The organism is Frankia sp. Mgl5, from assembly GCF_023242985.1.
GTDB lineage: Bacteria > Actinomycetota > Actinomycetes > Frankiales > Frankiaceae > Parafrankia > Parafrankia soli.
The window spans coordinates 16,345-30,410 of the sequence record NZ_JALKFY010000635.1 but is presented as its reverse complement, the minus strand read 5'-3'; the positions used below and the strand labels follow the sequence as shown (position 1 = coordinate 30,410).

Below are 14,066 nucleotides of genomic sequence, written 5' to 3'. Positions count from 1 at the left end.
GCGGCCCCCGCCGCCCGCCGCCCCCCCCCGGCCGCGGGCGGCCCCCCCCCCCTTCCGGTGTCCGCCTACCGGCGGCTCACCTCGACGAGGGACGGTCAGGCGTGTGGCTGCCGTCCGCCTCGCGGGGGTTGGGAGCGGTCAGACCGGAGCTGTCAGCCGGGCCGGTGCTGTCGGTCAGGCCGGTGCCGTCGGCCGGGGAGTTCTCGGTGGTCTCGCTGAACGTGCGGGAACGCTCCTCGGCCTCGGCACTGCCGGCGAAGAGCCGGGCATCGGAGAGATCCTCCGGCTGGGTGGCGGTCCTGCCCGGCTCGGCCCTGCCCCGTTCGACCTCGCCGGCCCCGGCCTGGGCAGGACCAGCCTGGCCCAGGCCGGCCTTGCCGAGTTCGACGCGGTGCCCGTTGGAACGCGCGCCGCCCTGGACTCCGGCGCGGATGCCGGCCGCCGGGGCGTCGATCTCGATCCTGGTGCGCGGCAGCGCCGCCGCGTGGTTGTGTCGCAGCCAGTCGACCAGCGCCTCGCGGACATGGCAGCGCAGGTCGAAGACCGTCGGCCCGTCGTTCCCGCTCACCAGCACCCGGATCCGTACGTGGTCCCCGACCGCGTCGGTGACCTGCAGGACGCTGACCCGCCCGTCCCAGAGGTCGGTGCTCTCGACGATCCGGTGCATCTCGGCTCGCATGTCGGCGACGGGCACCGACCAGTCCAGGTCGAACTCCACCGCGCCGAGCACCGCGGACTCCCGGCGGGTCCAGTTCTGGAACGGGTTGGTGGTGAAGTAGGTCGACGGCAGGATCAGCCTCCGGTCGTCCCAGATGTGCACGACCACGTAGGTGAGGGTGATCTCCTCGATCCGGCCCCACTCGTCCTCGACGACCACCACGTCGTCGACCCGGATGGCGTCGGTGAAGGCGAGCTGCAGCCCGGCGAAGACGTTCGCCAGCGACGTCTGCGCCGCGAGCCCGGCGATGATGCCGACCACGCCCGCCGACGCCACGATGCTCGCGCCGGCGACCCGCACGCTCGGGAAGGTCATCAGCATCGAGGCGACCGCGATCACGGTGATCACGACGACGGTGATCCGGCGCAGCAGGATCACCTGGGTCCGGATCCGCCGCGCGTGCCGGTTGTCGGCGACGTCCATCCGGTAGCGCGACAGCGCCAGGTCCTCCACGACGAACGCCAGCACGCCCACCACCCACGCGAGTGCGGCGATCTGCGCGAGGCCGAGCACGCGGATGGTGGCCGGCGTCCACGACTGCTCCACCGTCGCGTTCGCCGCGATGAGCAGCCCCAGAACGACGAGCGTGAGCCGGGCGGGCCGGCGCCCCCGTTCGGCGAGATCCTCCACAATCCGCGAGTGCCGACCGATCCGCCGCAGGATCCGGTGTACGAGCAGGGACGCCAGGTAGCCGGTGACGGCCGCCCCAGCCATGATCACGAGTACCGCGAGATCGGAATCCGTGCCATCCATGGTGTCCATGCTGGAGAACGGGTCGAGCGCAGTCCGGTCCGCCACGGGCAAAGCTCCTCGGAGTCGGTGGTTTTTCTCGTCCACTGCCCGTTTTGCTCCACTCTGACCGGTGACCCATTTCACAGTGGTTGGCGGCCCGGGGCGGCGATCGACTGCAGCGGATGATCACTGCGACGACCTCCTTGGCTCAAGCAATTTCCGGGACCTTGCTTCCCGGCTGTGTGGGAAGGGGGTGCCATGCGGCTCCGCCTCGCGTCGAACTCGCGTCGAAAGATCCTCTCGGTAGGTATTTTCACTGAGAGGCAGTCTGGTCGGCCGTCCACCTTTCATCGATGTGCCGCATGCAGGTGAATTTTTTCAGGATCGAGCTCGTCCCCTGATGCATCCTGGACGTATGGTGTTACACCAGGGCGCTGGCCGACGCGGTCCTCATCCTCTCTCCGCCGAGCAGCCGGGGCCGATTCGCTCGGATACTCATCAGGGGCCTCCGCGCCCCGAGCCGGAAAAGAACGAGGACGCGACGGGAAACTCCGGGCCGCGATGGGACGAGTTCGATCCCGGCATCTACCACGCGCACAACTATGCCGTCCTGCGTGACGACGACCAGCAGATCCTCGAGGGCGTCCGGGATTTCTTCGCCACCTTCGCGGCGGCGACCGCCGCCGACCGCCCGTGGTACGGGCTGGACATCGGCACCGGGAGCAATCTCTATCCGGCGCTGTCGATGCTGCCCTGGTGCGGACGGATCACCCTGTGGGAGCACTCCGCGAGCAACGTCGCGTGGCTGGGGGAGGAGATCCGCTCTTACAGCACGACCTGGGATCCGTTCTGGAGAGTGCTGACCCAGGAACGTTCCTATCTAGCCGTGGCTGACCCGCGCCGCACATTGGCTGAACGGGCGGTGGTCGAACGGGGAAGCGTCTTCGATCTGCCTCGTTACCGATGGGACATCGGCACCATGTTCTTCGTCGCGTGTTCGATCTCCGGCCGCATGGCGGATTTCCGTCGCGCCTCCGAAAGTTTTCTGAACGCGCTGGTTCCCGGCGCACCGTTCGCGATGGCATATATGGAGAGGTCGAGCGGATACCAGGTCGGAGGGATAGCCTTTCCGGCCGTCTCCGTTGGGATGCATGACATCATCGTCAGCCTTGACGGAATGACGACAGACCTCAAATCTGATCGGTTCGTCGGCACCGAGATGCTGCGGGACGGATACGCGGGCATGGTCCTCGTCCGCGGCCGTACGAGGAGGCGGGAGCCGGCCGGTCCCACCACCAGCGCGGGTGCCTAGCGGCCCGGACGTCCGGGAGGTTCGACCGGACGCGCATCAGTGAGCGCACTGGTGAACGCATCGCGCTGTTCAGCGAGATCCGGGCCGAGGCGAAAACCACCGCGGCCGCGGACGGGGCCGCCGGGCATCGGGCGGGCTGAGGCCGGCCGATGGGGTCGACCCCGGGTCAGGCGAGTACGCGGGGGGCCGGGTTGCCGGGTGGGAGGAAGCGGTGCATGACGTAGAGGTCGACGTCGCCGTGCCACGGGTGGCGGTACGCGGCGGGCAGGGTACCGATCACCCGGAAGGCCAGTGATCTCCACAGGGCCACCAGCCGGGTGTTCGCGGCGACCACCGAGTTGAGCTGCATCGCGCGGTAGCCGAGGTCGGCGGCGTAGTCGACCATGCCCTCGGCGGCGGCCCGGCCGACCCCGCGGCTGCTGGCCAGGTCGGTCCCGTAGCCGCCGGGGCCGAACGCGCCCCCGCCGAAGTTGACCACGGCCGGGTCGACCAGCAGTTGGGCCAGCGCCACGTGGTCGCCCAGGCCGGGCTGGCTGGGGGTGAGCAGCGCCGTCGCGACGATGCGGGTCGAACCGGGGCCGTCTTCGACCTCCATGACCAGCACGTGCGCGGGCGCGGGCAACATCCACAGGCCCCGCGCGCTCTGCTCGTCGGTGCCCGGCGCCCACATGCACGTCTCGCCTTCGGCGACGACGGCCTCCCAGACCGGCCAGATGGCCGGCCAGTCGCCCTCCGCTGCCCGACGTGTCCGCACATACCGATCCTGCCCGCGAACGCTCTGAAATGGGGCGTCAGCTCTCCGCGGGGGTAGCGCGTTCGACTGAGAATCCCGTGCATCCGCCCACACCGCGGACGCCGCCTTCGATGCGGTCGGGTGCGCCGGCCCTTGGGGTGCCCGTGAGATTCACCATCGTGTAGCCGGCGGGGCGGCTGACCCATTCGTGACCGTCGAGCCTTATCTGGCCGCCCTGAACGGAACCGGTCATGGTGAACGTGCCGCGGGGAACGTCGGGGTTCTCCGGCAGCGGGTAGAAGTCGAAGGTGGCGGTGAGCGCGGCCGGGTCCGGTCCCGCGATCCGCAGCGACAGACCGGTGGTTCCCTGGGCGCAGGCATAGCTTCCCCGCCATGTCCCGCCGACCGCCACCCCGCCGACGGTCACCCCGCCGACCGCCATCCCGGCGACGACCGGGCCGCCCGCCGATGGCGACCCGCCGCCGGCGGCCCTCGCGCCGCCCGGATCCGAAGCCGCCGCGTCGGCGTCGGCGTTGCCGCGGTGCTCCGAGCCCGACGCGGTGGACGGGGTCCCCCCGCCGGCTGGCACCGCGGACGAGTTGGCAGGTGCCGGCGCAGCCGCCGCCGCGCCGATGGGGTCACCGACCCCGGGTGTGGCGTTCCCGCCGCCGCAGCCGGCGAATGTGAGGCCGGCTACCAGAACGACCGCCAGCGATCCCGTATTTCGAAGGTTTCTCGAGCCGTATCGCATTCGGAGTGCCTCCCATACGCCTGTCCCGCCGTACTGGTCGTCAGCACGCGCCGTTTCCAGGCCGTGGACGATCCGCGATGTGGCTGTCGTATCCCCGACGCTGCGCCGCGCGGCGGTACGGCGCCGGACCGGTCGTTCCAGGGCACTACGATTGTGGTCGATGCCGGTCGGCGGGCAGCACGGAGGGCCCGCGTGGACGTCGGAATGCATCAGGCACCGGCATACGAGGCACGAGCCGGACGGGGGAGTCCATGGCCAGGTCCTTTTCCGAATCCGAGCTGGGTGAACTGGCGAGGGTCTACCACCGGAAGCCGTCCGCGACATCACTGTTGGATCGCGCGGGCATCAAGCGCGAGAGCCAGCCCGGCTGGGGCAGCCACAGCTCCCTGGACTTCTGGCGGGAGGTGGGTGAGGAGGTCGAGTCGGGACGGGGCGGATCGAACGCCGTGGACCGCATCCTGGCCATCGCGGCCGAGGAGTATCCCGGCAACGCCGTCTTCCGCCGGTCCGCGGGAGACCTGTCGAGCGGCTCCCTGGCCGGGGGCGGCCGCGCAGCCGACCCCTTCGGGAGCTCCGGCACGTCCGGCTCACCCGCTCCGCTCTCCGTCTTGGGGACGATCGTCGTGGTCGACGCGGTGGGCTTCAGCAAGAACGGCGCGCTCCTCCATCTCGAGTGGCGCAAGGGCATCGGCACCATCACGGCGCAGGCGGCCGCCATCGTGGGTATCGCGGCGGACCTCATGCACTTCAACGACCGCGGTGACGGATTCATGCTGATCATCGACGGCCGGATTCCCGCCGAGACAGTGGTCGTCGACTTCACCCGGGAGCTGCGGATCGCCCTCGGCGAGTACAACCGCACCCGCAACAGCGCCGGACGGATCAGGCTGCGCATCGCGGTGCACGAGGGCCGGGCGTTCGTCGACGGCACGGGCCTCGCCGGCACGCCCGCGATCAACACGGCGAGGCTGGTCGACGCGGACGAACTGCGCAGTGTCCTCAAGCAGTCCGACGGCCCGGACACCGCCCTGATCGTCTCGGACGTGATCTACCAGTCGACGGTCACCGAGCGGCTGCGCGGGCTCGACCCGGACGACTTCGTGCGGGTCGAGGTCAAGACGGAGAAGTACCAGGGCGTCGCGTGGATCGCGGGACGAGAGGACGCGGGCGCGGCCCGGGTGGCCCGTCCGGGGGAGGAGACACGTCCGATGGCAGGCGAACAGCTGTCGGTGCCCGAACCGGCGACCGGCAGGTGGGACTTCCTGATCTCCTGCACGGACGACGACGCGGACTGGGGCCAGTGGATCGCCCATCAGCTCCAGGTCGCCAAGTACAAGGTGCACCTGGACGCGTTCGACATGGTGCCGGGCACCGCCCGGGTCGAGCGGTGGCACGACGCCGTCCGGTACTCGGCCCGGACGATCGCCGTGCTGAGTGAGAGCTACCTGACCGCGACGCGGGAGATCCAGTCCCAGTGGCAGGAGGCCTGGCGCAGCGACGGCGCCGCGGTCGAGAAAACTGCCGGCGGCGACGGGGCGGCGGTGGAGGAGGCCGGGATCGAGCGCCGGCTGATCCCGGTGGTGGTCCGGCCGTGCAGCCCGGACGGCCTGCTGGGCGGCATCACCCCGATCGACCTGACCAGCCGGCGGGGCGACCGGGACCTGGCCCGCCAGTACCTGCTGGAGGAGATCGAGGCCACGCTGACCGGGCGGCGCAGGAAGTCGGACAGCGCGCCCCCGTTCCCGGGCGACGCCTGACGGGTCGGCCCCTGGGCGGTTCAGTGCCAGCCGAGCTCGTCCAGCCGGTCGTCGCCTATACCGAAGTGGTGCGCGATCTCGTGGACGACGGTGATCCGCACCTCACGCACGACGTCCGCCTCCGTGGCGCTCATGGCGCAGATCGGATTGCGGTAGATCGTGATGCGGTCGGGCAGCACGCCGCTGTACCAGTCGCCCCGCTCGGTGAGGGGGATTCCCTCGTAGAGGCCCAGCAGGCCGTCCGCGGAGTCGTCCTCGACGAGGACGGCGACGTTGCGCATCCGTCGTCCCAGCTCGGGCGGCAGGCTGTCCAACGCGGCGACGACCAGTTCCTCGAACCGCTCCGGGCTGACGGTGACCACGGCTCCCATCCTGCCGTGCCGGCACGGTGCCGCCGGCGCGGCGGGACGGCCGGGTGTCAGGAGAGGGCGACCAGGGCGCCGAGGGCGAATCCCACGGCGGCGAGCCAGACCAGGGTCGGCAGCGCGTGCAGCCAACCGCCCAGGACGGGCCTCGGCGCGGCCCCGCCGCCAGCTCCAGCGCCGCCACCAGCGCCAGCGCCAGCGCCAGCGCCAGCGCCAGCGCTGGCCCCGGCCGAGCCGGCCCCGGCACCCACTGGTTCAGGCGTCCGAGTGGCCGGGACGGGCGGGGCGGCCTGCCCGGGGACCGGCCGGCGGCCCTGCCCGGCCAGCATGGTCTCGGCATCGGCGTTGTCGAGCTTCGGCCGCGGCGCCGCGGCCGGCGGGCGCTGGACCGGCCGGAACGCCCGGAGCAGGACCTCCGGGCCGGCCAGCCCGCCCAGCCGGATGCGGATCTCGCCGTCGACGGCGAACTGCTTCGCCCGCGCCCCCTCGCTCCAGACGCCGTTGGTGCTCAGGTCACGCGCCGTCCAGCCGTCCGGGCCCGGGGCGAGCTCGACGTGCCGGCGGGAGACCTTCGTGTCCTGGACGGTGATGTCCGCCTCGCGGCTGCGACCGATCACGTAGGACCGGTCCGGGGTCAGCTCGACCGTTCCCGTGGCCGTGGTCACCCGGATGGTGCTCAGGTCCATGTTCTCCCCCTTCTCAGCCGCGGAAGACGGCGTCGTCGCGCACGGTCACCGGGATCGGCGCGAGCGGCTCGCCGGCCGGCCCGGCGACGGGAGCACCGGTCTGCGCGTCGAACTTGCTGCCGTGACACGGGCAGATGATCTTCCCCTGCTCGACCGAGCTGACATTGCAGCCCTGGTGCGTGCAGACGGATGTGAACGCCTTGACGCCGTTCCCGCCGTCCCGGGTCAGGACCATGCTGGCGTCCTCGAGGACCAGGCCGCCGTTCGCGGGGATGTCGGCGAGGTTGGCCAGTGGCGTCGCGGTGTCGCCCCCGCCCGCGGCTGTCCCCGCCGCGTTGGCCTCGGCGGCGGGTGGCTTGGGGTCGGCCGCGCTACTGCCCGAGGCCACCACGTAGCCGGCGGCGGCACCCGCCGCGGTCACGATGAGGCCGGGTACGACCACGCGCCGGGTCGGAGCTTCCTGCGTCATGCCGGCCTTCCTCAGAATTTCGGGATGTCGGTACGGGTGAAAAACCACAGCGACGCGCTCAGCCAGAGCACCACGAGGGAGAGGAGAACCGCCGATCCCAGTACCGGCAGCGCCCATCCCGGGAGTTTTTTCGTCCGCAGGCCGAGCATTTTCGCCGCGTAGGCGCCGTAGAAGACACACCCCGCGAGGCTGTGCACGAGCACGCGAGAATCGCTGCTGGCGAATCCGAGGGCCCAGATGCAGTGGAACGCGACGGGCAGCGTCAGCACGAACGCGACCGTGCCGCTCCAGCGGTGGACGGGCGCCGTCCAGCCGGGTGCCCGGCCGGCTCCGGGCAGCCGCCCCCACATCCACAGGGCGGTCGTGAGCTGCACCAACAGGAGGACGGCCGCGGCAGTGGTGAGCCAGGCCTTCATCGGCAGCATGCCGGAGAAACCCAGGGTGAACAGCGGCCTACGGGCGGGGTCGTGGGTCTTCGAGTAGACCGCCAGCGCCAGTGTGACCGCCACTCCGGTCAACAACGCGACGGCGAGACCGAGCCCCGCCGAAGGCGCGCGCGTGCTATCCGGAGCCGTATTCGAACCGGAACTTTCTGTACCCAGTGCCATCCGCCCCCCGTTCGCCAACATTCCCGCTCGGCGCACTATGCAGCAAAAAGGGGGGTGCGGTCTAGCTTCGTCGCTCGGCTGACAGCCCGCCGGCGGAACAGTGCCGTTGCGACGGAAAGCGGAATGAGGTTTCCGGAAGGACCCGGAGGTGCGGGCCGAGCGGCTGGCCGGCGGTGCCGACAGACGAGGCGGTGGGTGGCGGTGCCGACAGGCGACCGGAACGGTCTGCGGCTGCGTCTACGCCTACGTCTGCGGGTGACGTGCTCATGCGCGCGGGTGTGCCGCGCGTGCATACGGGGCGGGAAGGTCCTCCCGGCCGGACGGGCCGATCCGGCCCTTCCGACCCGTCCGGCGGACGTCACGCTCGGGTCGTGACCTTTCGACGCTGACCGAGGGACCGGGAGCGGACCTCCGGGGGTGCCCGGGTGCCCTGCCCCGCCCTACCGCGGGCGGCCGGCGTCAGTGCAGCGGACCCTGGCAGTCCTTGCACCGCTCGCTGAGGATCGACAGGAGCTCGACCGCCTTGATCGAGGCGTCCCGCACCTTGGCGAGGTCCTGCGAGGAGTTCAACCGGAGCAGCGCGGACTCCGCGCCGTCGGTCGCACCCTCGCTGAGCGCGTCGACGATCTCCGCCGCCGGGGTGCCGTACTGGTACAGGAGAACCTGCTTGTCCTGGTAGGACGGCAGCTCGGCGGGGAGGTGGCCGAGGCCCACTCCCGCGAGTTTCCGGCTGAGGATCTGCCGTACATTGGTGCCGAGCCGGCCGTAGCCGCCGATCTCGCGCAGGACTGCCATGTCGATCCGATAGACACCGTTGTTGCCGACGACCGCGGTGCGCAGTTCTTCCCATGTGATGGGCGAGCCGGTCCAGGCGTCGACGGCCTGAGCTTCCGTCACTTCCTACCGTCCTGGCTTTCGGTACCGCTGCTGATGGGACCGAGCTGTTTGCTGGGTGCTGTTTGCTGGGTGTTGACCGGTGCTTTTATCCCGTGTGCGCGAGGCAACGCTATCCGACCTCTCGGACCTGGTCCAGACAGGACCGGCACGGGTGGTTTCGGAAACGTAAAGGCGCGGCCGGCCCGCTTCCGGGGGAGCCCTGCCGAGGGCGCTCGGGAGGGGCCCGCGACCCCCGTTACCCGCAATTAGGACGATAGTCCACCGCGAACGCGGCCGAATCTGGTGGTAGAGTTCCGCAAGCGCGGATATGTATGGCCTCGCCGGGCGCAGGTGCGGGGGTGACCGAGTACTCAGGGCTCGTGATTCGGTGTTGTACGTCACGCCGGAGCCGGTATATCGGGGGCGGTCACCAGGGAGGACACTCCTGATTAACGGCCCGCTGACCCGGCTGAAACCGGATCGGCCGCCGAGTGGGGGTGCCCCCGGTGGGCCTGTGCCGCGCCTTCCGCCGCGGCCCGTGCTGCCGCACGTGCAGGTCGCGGGGCGGCCCAGGAATCGCATCAAAAACTTATCCTCGGAATTATCCTTCAGGCTTTCCTGAGTGGTGAGGTAGCACCCCGTGGGGTCGATTTCTTGTTAACGGAGCGGTTACCGACGTACATGCGTCCGAAATGAATCCCTCCTACGGTTTCTACATATCGCGGCAAGCCGGGAGGGCGAGCTACCAGCGCCCAGTCGGTTCGCGGGGCCACGACCGCAACCGATTTCCGAACCGCGGGACGCACTGCACGAAACCGTGCGTGCGTACGCAGCTCCAGGAGGAGAATGCAATGCGCCAGATCGCGTTCTACGGCAAGGGTGGTATTGGCAAGTCCACCACCCAGCAGAACACCATGGCTGCCATGGCCGAGATGGGCCGTCGCGTCATGATCGTCGGCTGCGACCCCAAGGCTGACTCGACCCGCCTCATCCTGCACTCGAAGGCCCAGACGTCCGTCATCCAGCTCGCGGCGGAGAAGGGCTCGGTCGAGGACCTGGAGCTGGACGAGGTCCTGGTCGAGGGCCAGTGGGGCATCAAGTGCGTCGAGTCCGGTGGCCCGGAGCCGGGCGTGGGCTGCGCCGGCCGTGGCGTCATCACCTCCATCACCTACCTGGAGGAGGCCGGCGCCTACGAGAACCTCGACTTCGTCACCTACGACGTCCTCGGTGACGTTGTCTGCGGTGGCTTCGCGATGCCGATCCGCCAGGGCAAGGCCCAGGAGATCTACATCGTGACCTCCGGCGAGATGATGGCGATGTACGCCGCGAACAACATCGCCCGCGGTGTCCTCAAGTACGCGCACTCCGGTGGCGTGCGCCTCGGTGGGCTCATCTGCAACAGCCGTAACACCGACCGCGAGGACGAGCTGATCATCGAGCTCGCCCGCCGTCTCAACACCCAGATGATCCACTTCATCCCGCGTAACAACGTCGTGCAGCACGCCGAGCTGCGCCGGATGACGGTCATCGAGTACGACCCCGAGAACAGCCAGGCCAACGAGTACCGCCAGCTGGCCAAGAAGATCGACGAGAACGACATGAAGACCATCCCCACCCCGATCAGCATGGACGAGCTCGAGGAACTGCTGATCGAGTTCGGGATCATGGAGCAGGAAGACGAGTCGATCATCGGCCAGAAGGCCAACGCGACCGTCGCCTGAGGCTCCGGCCACCTGCTCTGACACTGTCGAGGATGAGGTCCCGATCATGACGACGACTCCGGCTCCGCAGCGGGCCGAGACCGAGGCGATGATCGCCGAGGTCCTGGAGCAGTACCCCCAGAAGGCGGCCAAGTTCCGCGCCAAGCACCTCAAGGCCAACGACCCCGAGGGGTCGAAGGAGTGCGAGGTCAAGTCCAACATCAAGTCCCGCCCCGGAGTCATGACGATCCGTGGCTGTGCCTACGCCGGTTCCAAGGGCGTGGTGTGGGGCCCGGTGAAGGACCTGGTCACGATCAGCCACGGCCCGGTCGGCTGTGGCCAGTACTCCTGGGCCACCCGGCGCAACTACGCCCGCGGTCCGTGGGGTGTCACCAACTTCACCGCGATGCAGATCACCACGGACTTCCAGGAGAAGGACATCGTCTTCGGCGGTGACCCCAAGCTGGAGCAGGTCTGCGACGAGATCAACGAGCTCTTCCCGCTGGCCAAGGGCATCTCGGTCCAGTCCGAGTGCCCGATCGGTCTGATCGGCGACGACATCGAGGCGGTCTCCCGCACGGCGTCGAAGAAGCTTGGTAAGCCGGTCATCCCGGTCCGCTGTGAGGGCTTCCGCGGGGTGAGCCAGTCGCTCGGCCACCACATCGCCAACGACGCGGTCCGCGACCACGTTCTCGGCACCGGCGGCGAGTCCTTCAAGGAGACCCCGTACGACGTCGCGCTCATCGGCGACTACAACATCGGCGGCGACGCCTGGGCGTCCCGGCGGATCCTCGAGGACATGGGCCTGCGCGTCATCGCCCAGTGGTCCGGCGACGGCACGCTGAACGAGATGGCCTCGACGCACCTGTCGAAGCTGAACCTGATCCACTGCTACCGCTCCATGAACTACATCTGCACCACCATGGAGGAGCGTTACGGCACTCCGTGGATCGAGTTCAACTTCTTCGGGCCGACCAAGATTGTCAACTCGATGCGGGCCATCGCGGCCAAGTTCGACGAGACGATCCAGGCGAAGACCGAGGCCGCGATCGCGCGTTACCAGAAGCGCTTCGACGAGATCACGGCGGCGTTCAAGCCGCGCCTCGACGGCAAGCGCGTCATGCTCGCCGTCGGCGGTCTGCGCCCCCGCCACACCATCGGCGCCTACGAGGACCTCGGCATGGAGGTCGTCGGCACCGGTTACGAGTTCGCGCACAAGGACGACTACACCCGCACGTACGCCGAGCTCAAGGAAGGCGTCGTGCTCTACGACGACCCGACGGCGTTCGAGCTGGAGGAGTTCGCCAAGCGGCTCAAGCCGGACCTCATGGGTGCGGGCGTCAAGGAGAAGTACGTCTTCCACAAGATGGGCATCCCCTTCCGCCAGATGCACTCCTGGGACTACTCCGGGCCGTACCACGGCGTCGACGGCTTCGCGGTCTTCGCCCGCGACATGGACATCGCGATCAACAGCCCGACCTGGGACCTCATGGAGACCCCCTGGTCGAAGGCCGGAGAGGTGTTCTGACCGGATTTTCCGGTCTCCGCCGGCGATCGCCGGCGGCCATCAGTCACGGTAGAAAGGAGGATGTCCGGTGACGACGACTCCCGAGACAGGCAGTTCCATTCCGTTGCGGGTCCTCGACCACAGCGAGCTGTTCAAGGACGAGGTCTACCAGAAGCAGTTCGAGGGCAAGGCCGAGTTCGAGAACGGCAGTGAATCCGCCGAGGTTTCCCGCGTCCTCGAGTGGACCCGCGGCTGGGAGTACCGGGAGAAGAACTTCGCCCGGGAGGCGCTGACCGTCAACCCGGCGAAGGCGTGCCAGCCGCTCGGTGCGGTGCTCGCGGGCCTCGGGTTCCAGGGCACGCTGCCGCTCGTGCACGGTTCGCAGGGCTGTGTCGCGTACTTCCGCAGCCACTTCGCCCGGCACTTCAAGGAGCCCGTCCCCGCGGCATCCACGTCCATGACCGAGGACGCGGCGGTCTTCGGCGGCCTGAACAACCTGGTCGAGGCGCTGGAGAACGCGACCAGCCTGTACAAGCCGAAGATGGTCGCGGTCAGCACCACCTGCATGGCCGAGGTCATCGGTGAGGACCTCTTCGCCTACATCGGCGCGGCCAAGGACAAGGAGGTGATCACCGCCGACTACCCGGTTCCCTACGCCCACACCCCGAGCTTCGTGGGCTCGCACATCACCGGGTACGACAGCATGCTCAAGGGAATCCTTGAGAACCTGACGAAGTCGGCGGACGCGACGGAGCCGGCGACCGGTGGGAAGCCCCGGCTGAACATCATCCCCGGTTTCGAGACCTACACCGGTAACCTCCGCGAGTACCGGCGCGTGCTCGAGCTGATGGGCGTGGACCCGCTGATCCTCGGCGACCACGCCGACTCGCTCGACTCGCCGGCCGACGGGGAGTACGACCTCTACCCCGGTGGCACGCCGCTGGCCGAGGCGGCGAAGGCGAAGTTCAGCCGCGCCACCGTGCTGCTGCAGGAGTCCGCCACCCGCAAGACCACCGAGCTGATCCGGGACGTGTGGAAGCAGGACACGCTGGTGCTGGAGACCCCGATCGGGGTCCGCGGCACCGACCAGTTCCTGACCGAGATCGCCCGGCTGGCGGGCGTCGAGATCCCGGCCGAGCTCACCGTCGAGCGCGGCCGTCTCGTTGACGCCCTGACGGACTCGCACGCCTACCTCCACGGCAAGAGGGTCGCCATCGCCGGCGACCCGGACCTCGTCGTGGCGCTGACCCGCTTCGTGCTCGAGCTCGGCATGATCCCGGTGCACGTGCTCAGCACGAACGCCGACACCACCTTCAAGGCCCGCATGGAGAAGGTGCTCTCGGCGAGCAAGTTCGGCGAGGCGGCCACCGTCTGGCCGGAGAAGGACCTGTGGCACCTGCGGTCGCTGGTCTTCACCGAGCCGGTCGACCTGCTCATCGGCAGCACCTACCTGAAGTACATCTCCCGGGAGGCGAACGTTCCGCTGGTGCGGGTCGGGTTCCCGATCTTCGACCGGCACCACCTGCACCGCTTCCCGATCGTCGGCTACACCGGCGGGCTGCACCTGCTCACGCAGCTCGTGAACACCGTGCTGGACGAGCTTGACCGGACCAGCCCGGACCATAGCTACGACGCCGTGCGCTAGGCCCCGTCCGGGGGACGCCTCCTGAGCGTTCGGTGTCCCCCGGACGGCGCGCACGGCCTTCCCAGTGGTCGGCCGGCTGGCGGCCCCGCGCCCCCGCTCCGCCGGGGCCCCCGCCCGCGCGCTGGGACCGCGCCCCCCGCGCCGCGGAGGCAGGTGCCCCGCCACTGCCGGGGCCGGCGCCCCAGCCGGCCGGCCACCATCCCACCG

The 14,066-nt window shown here is 69.5% G+C and carries 13 protein-coding genes; 5 read left to right on the top strand and 8 right to left on the bottom strand.

What is annotated here, in order from left to right:
• Positions 1-76: 76 nt before the first annotated feature.
• The gene (locus tag MXD62_RS18735; protein WP_248830813.1) at positions 77-1,516 is read right to left on the bottom strand and encodes a mechanosensitive ion channel family protein; all 1,440 of its coding nucleotides are present in this window, start codon (positions 1,514-1,516) and stop codon (positions 77-79) included.
• A 289-nt stretch (positions 1,517-1,805) separates the two neighbouring features.
• Here MXD62_RS18735 and MXD62_RS18730 point away from each other — a divergent pair, with 289 nt between their 5' ends.
• A complete protein-coding gene (locus MXD62_RS18730) occupies positions 1,806-2,762 on the top strand; it encodes an SCO2525 family SAM-dependent methyltransferase (protein WP_248830812.1) in 957 nt (318 codons plus the stop codon).
• 166 nt (positions 2,763-2,928) lie between these two features.
• Here the strand turns inward: MXD62_RS18730 and MXD62_RS18725 are convergent, their stop codons facing one another.
• Both MXD62_RS18725 and MXD62_RS18720 read right to left on the bottom strand, forming a co-directional pair.
• A complete protein-coding gene (locus MXD62_RS18725; protein WP_248830811.1) occupies positions 2,929-3,516 on the bottom strand; it encodes a GNAT family N-acetyltransferase in 588 nt (195 codons plus the stop codon).
• Positions 3,517-3,553: 37 nt separating this feature from the next.
• Positions 3,554-4,246 carry a hypothetical protein gene (locus tag MXD62_RS18720; protein WP_248830810.1) on the bottom strand — a complete coding sequence of 231 codons (693 nt, stop codon included), beginning with the start codon at positions 4,244-4,246 and terminating at the stop codon, positions 3,554-3,556.
• A 251-nt stretch (positions 4,247-4,497) separates the two neighbouring features.
• Here MXD62_RS18720 and MXD62_RS18715 point away from each other — a divergent pair, with 251 nt between their 5' ends.
• Entirely contained in the window at positions 4,498-6,003 is a 1,506-nt protein-coding gene (locus tag MXD62_RS18715; RefSeq protein ID WP_248830809.1) for a toll/interleukin-1 receptor domain-containing protein, read from the top strand.
• 20 nt (positions 6,004-6,023) lie between these two features.
• Here MXD62_RS18715 and MXD62_RS18710 read toward each other — a convergent pair whose 3' ends face one another.
• From MXD62_RS18710 to MXD62_RS18690, 5 genes are all read right to left on the bottom strand, one after another.
• A complete protein-coding gene (locus tag MXD62_RS18710) occupies positions 6,024-6,374 on the bottom strand; it encodes a metallopeptidase family protein (protein ID WP_112107982.1) in 351 nt (116 codons plus the stop codon).
• A 47-nt stretch (positions 6,375-6,421) separates the two neighbouring features.
• Positions 6,422-7,054, bottom strand: a complete 633-nt coding sequence (locus MXD62_RS18705) for an FHA domain-containing protein (protein WP_248830808.1) — start codon at positions 7,052-7,054, stop codon at positions 6,422-6,424.
• Positions 7,055-7,067: 13 nt separating this feature from the next.
• The gene (locus tag MXD62_RS18700; protein ID WP_020464284.1) at positions 7,068-7,523 is read right to left on the bottom strand and encodes a Rieske (2Fe-2S) protein; all 456 of its coding nucleotides are present in this window, start codon (positions 7,521-7,523) and stop codon (positions 7,068-7,070) included.
• Between the two features lie 11 nt (positions 7,524-7,534).
• Positions 7,535-8,131 carry a DUF6529 family protein gene (locus MXD62_RS18695; protein WP_248830807.1) on the bottom strand — a complete coding sequence of 199 codons (597 nt, stop codon included), beginning with the start codon at positions 8,129-8,131 and terminating at the stop codon, positions 7,535-7,537.
• Between the two features lie 459 nt (positions 8,132-8,590).
• The gene (locus tag MXD62_RS18690; protein ID WP_018501672.1) at positions 8,591-9,028 is read right to left on the bottom strand and encodes a hypothetical protein; all 438 of its coding nucleotides are present in this window, start codon (positions 9,026-9,028) and stop codon (positions 8,591-8,593) included.
• Positions 9,029-9,858: 830 nt separating this feature from the next.
• On the opposite strand from MXD62_RS18690, the gene nifH reads away from it, so the two are divergent.
• The 3 genes from nifH (at position 9,859) to nifK (ending at position 13,859) form a co-directional block, all read left to right on the top strand.
• The gene (nifH, locus tag MXD62_RS18685) at positions 9,859-10,728 is read left to right on the top strand and encodes a nitrogenase iron protein (protein ID WP_020464282.1); all 870 of its coding nucleotides are present in this window, start codon (positions 9,859-9,861) and stop codon (positions 10,726-10,728) included.
• 46 nt (positions 10,729-10,774) lie between these two features.
• Positions 10,775-12,235 carry a nitrogenase molybdenum-iron protein alpha chain gene (gene nifD, locus MXD62_RS18680; protein ID WP_020464281.1) on the top strand — a complete coding sequence of 487 codons (1,461 nt, stop codon included), beginning with the start codon at positions 10,775-10,777 and terminating at the stop codon, positions 12,233-12,235.
• Between the two features lie 67 nt (positions 12,236-12,302).
• On the top strand, positions 12,303-13,859 hold the full coding sequence (nifK, locus tag MXD62_RS18675) for a nitrogenase molybdenum-iron protein subunit beta (protein ID WP_248830806.1): 1,557 nt from the start codon (positions 12,303-12,305) through the stop codon (positions 13,857-13,859).
• Positions 13,860-14,066: the final 207 nt, after the last annotated feature.

Excerpts from the sequence above, each read along its gene's own strand:
- MXD62_RS18715 (WP_248830809.1), top strand. The coding sequence starts at position 4,498 with ATGGCCAGGTCCTTTTCCGAATCCGAGCTGGGTGAACTGGCGAGGGTC.
- nifH (WP_020464282.1), top strand. The coding sequence starts at position 9,859 with ATGCGCCAGATCGCGTTCTACGGCAAGGGTGGTATTGGCAAGTCCACC.
- MXD62_RS18710 (WP_112107982.1), bottom strand. The coding sequence starts at position 6,374 with ATGGGAGCCGTGGTCACCGTCAGCCCGGAGCGGTTCGAGGAACTGGTC.
- MXD62_RS18700 (WP_020464284.1), bottom strand. The coding sequence starts at position 7,523 with ATGACGCAGGAAGCTCCGACCCGGCGCGTGGTCGTACCCGGCCTCATC.
- MXD62_RS18695 (WP_248830807.1), bottom strand. The coding sequence starts at position 8,131 with ATGGCACTGGGTACAGAAAGTTCCGGTTCGAATACGGCTCCGGATAGC.
- MXD62_RS18720 (WP_248830810.1), bottom strand. The coding sequence starts at position 4,246 with ATGCGATACGGCTCGAGAAACCTTCGAAATACGGGATCGCTGGCGGTC.
- nifD (WP_020464281.1), top strand. The coding sequence starts at position 10,775 with ATGACGACGACTCCGGCTCCGCAGCGGGCCGAGACCGAGGCGATGATC.
- MXD62_RS18705 (WP_248830808.1), bottom strand. The coding sequence starts at position 7,054 with ATGGACCTGAGCACCATCCGGGTGACCACGGCCACGGGAACGGTCGAG.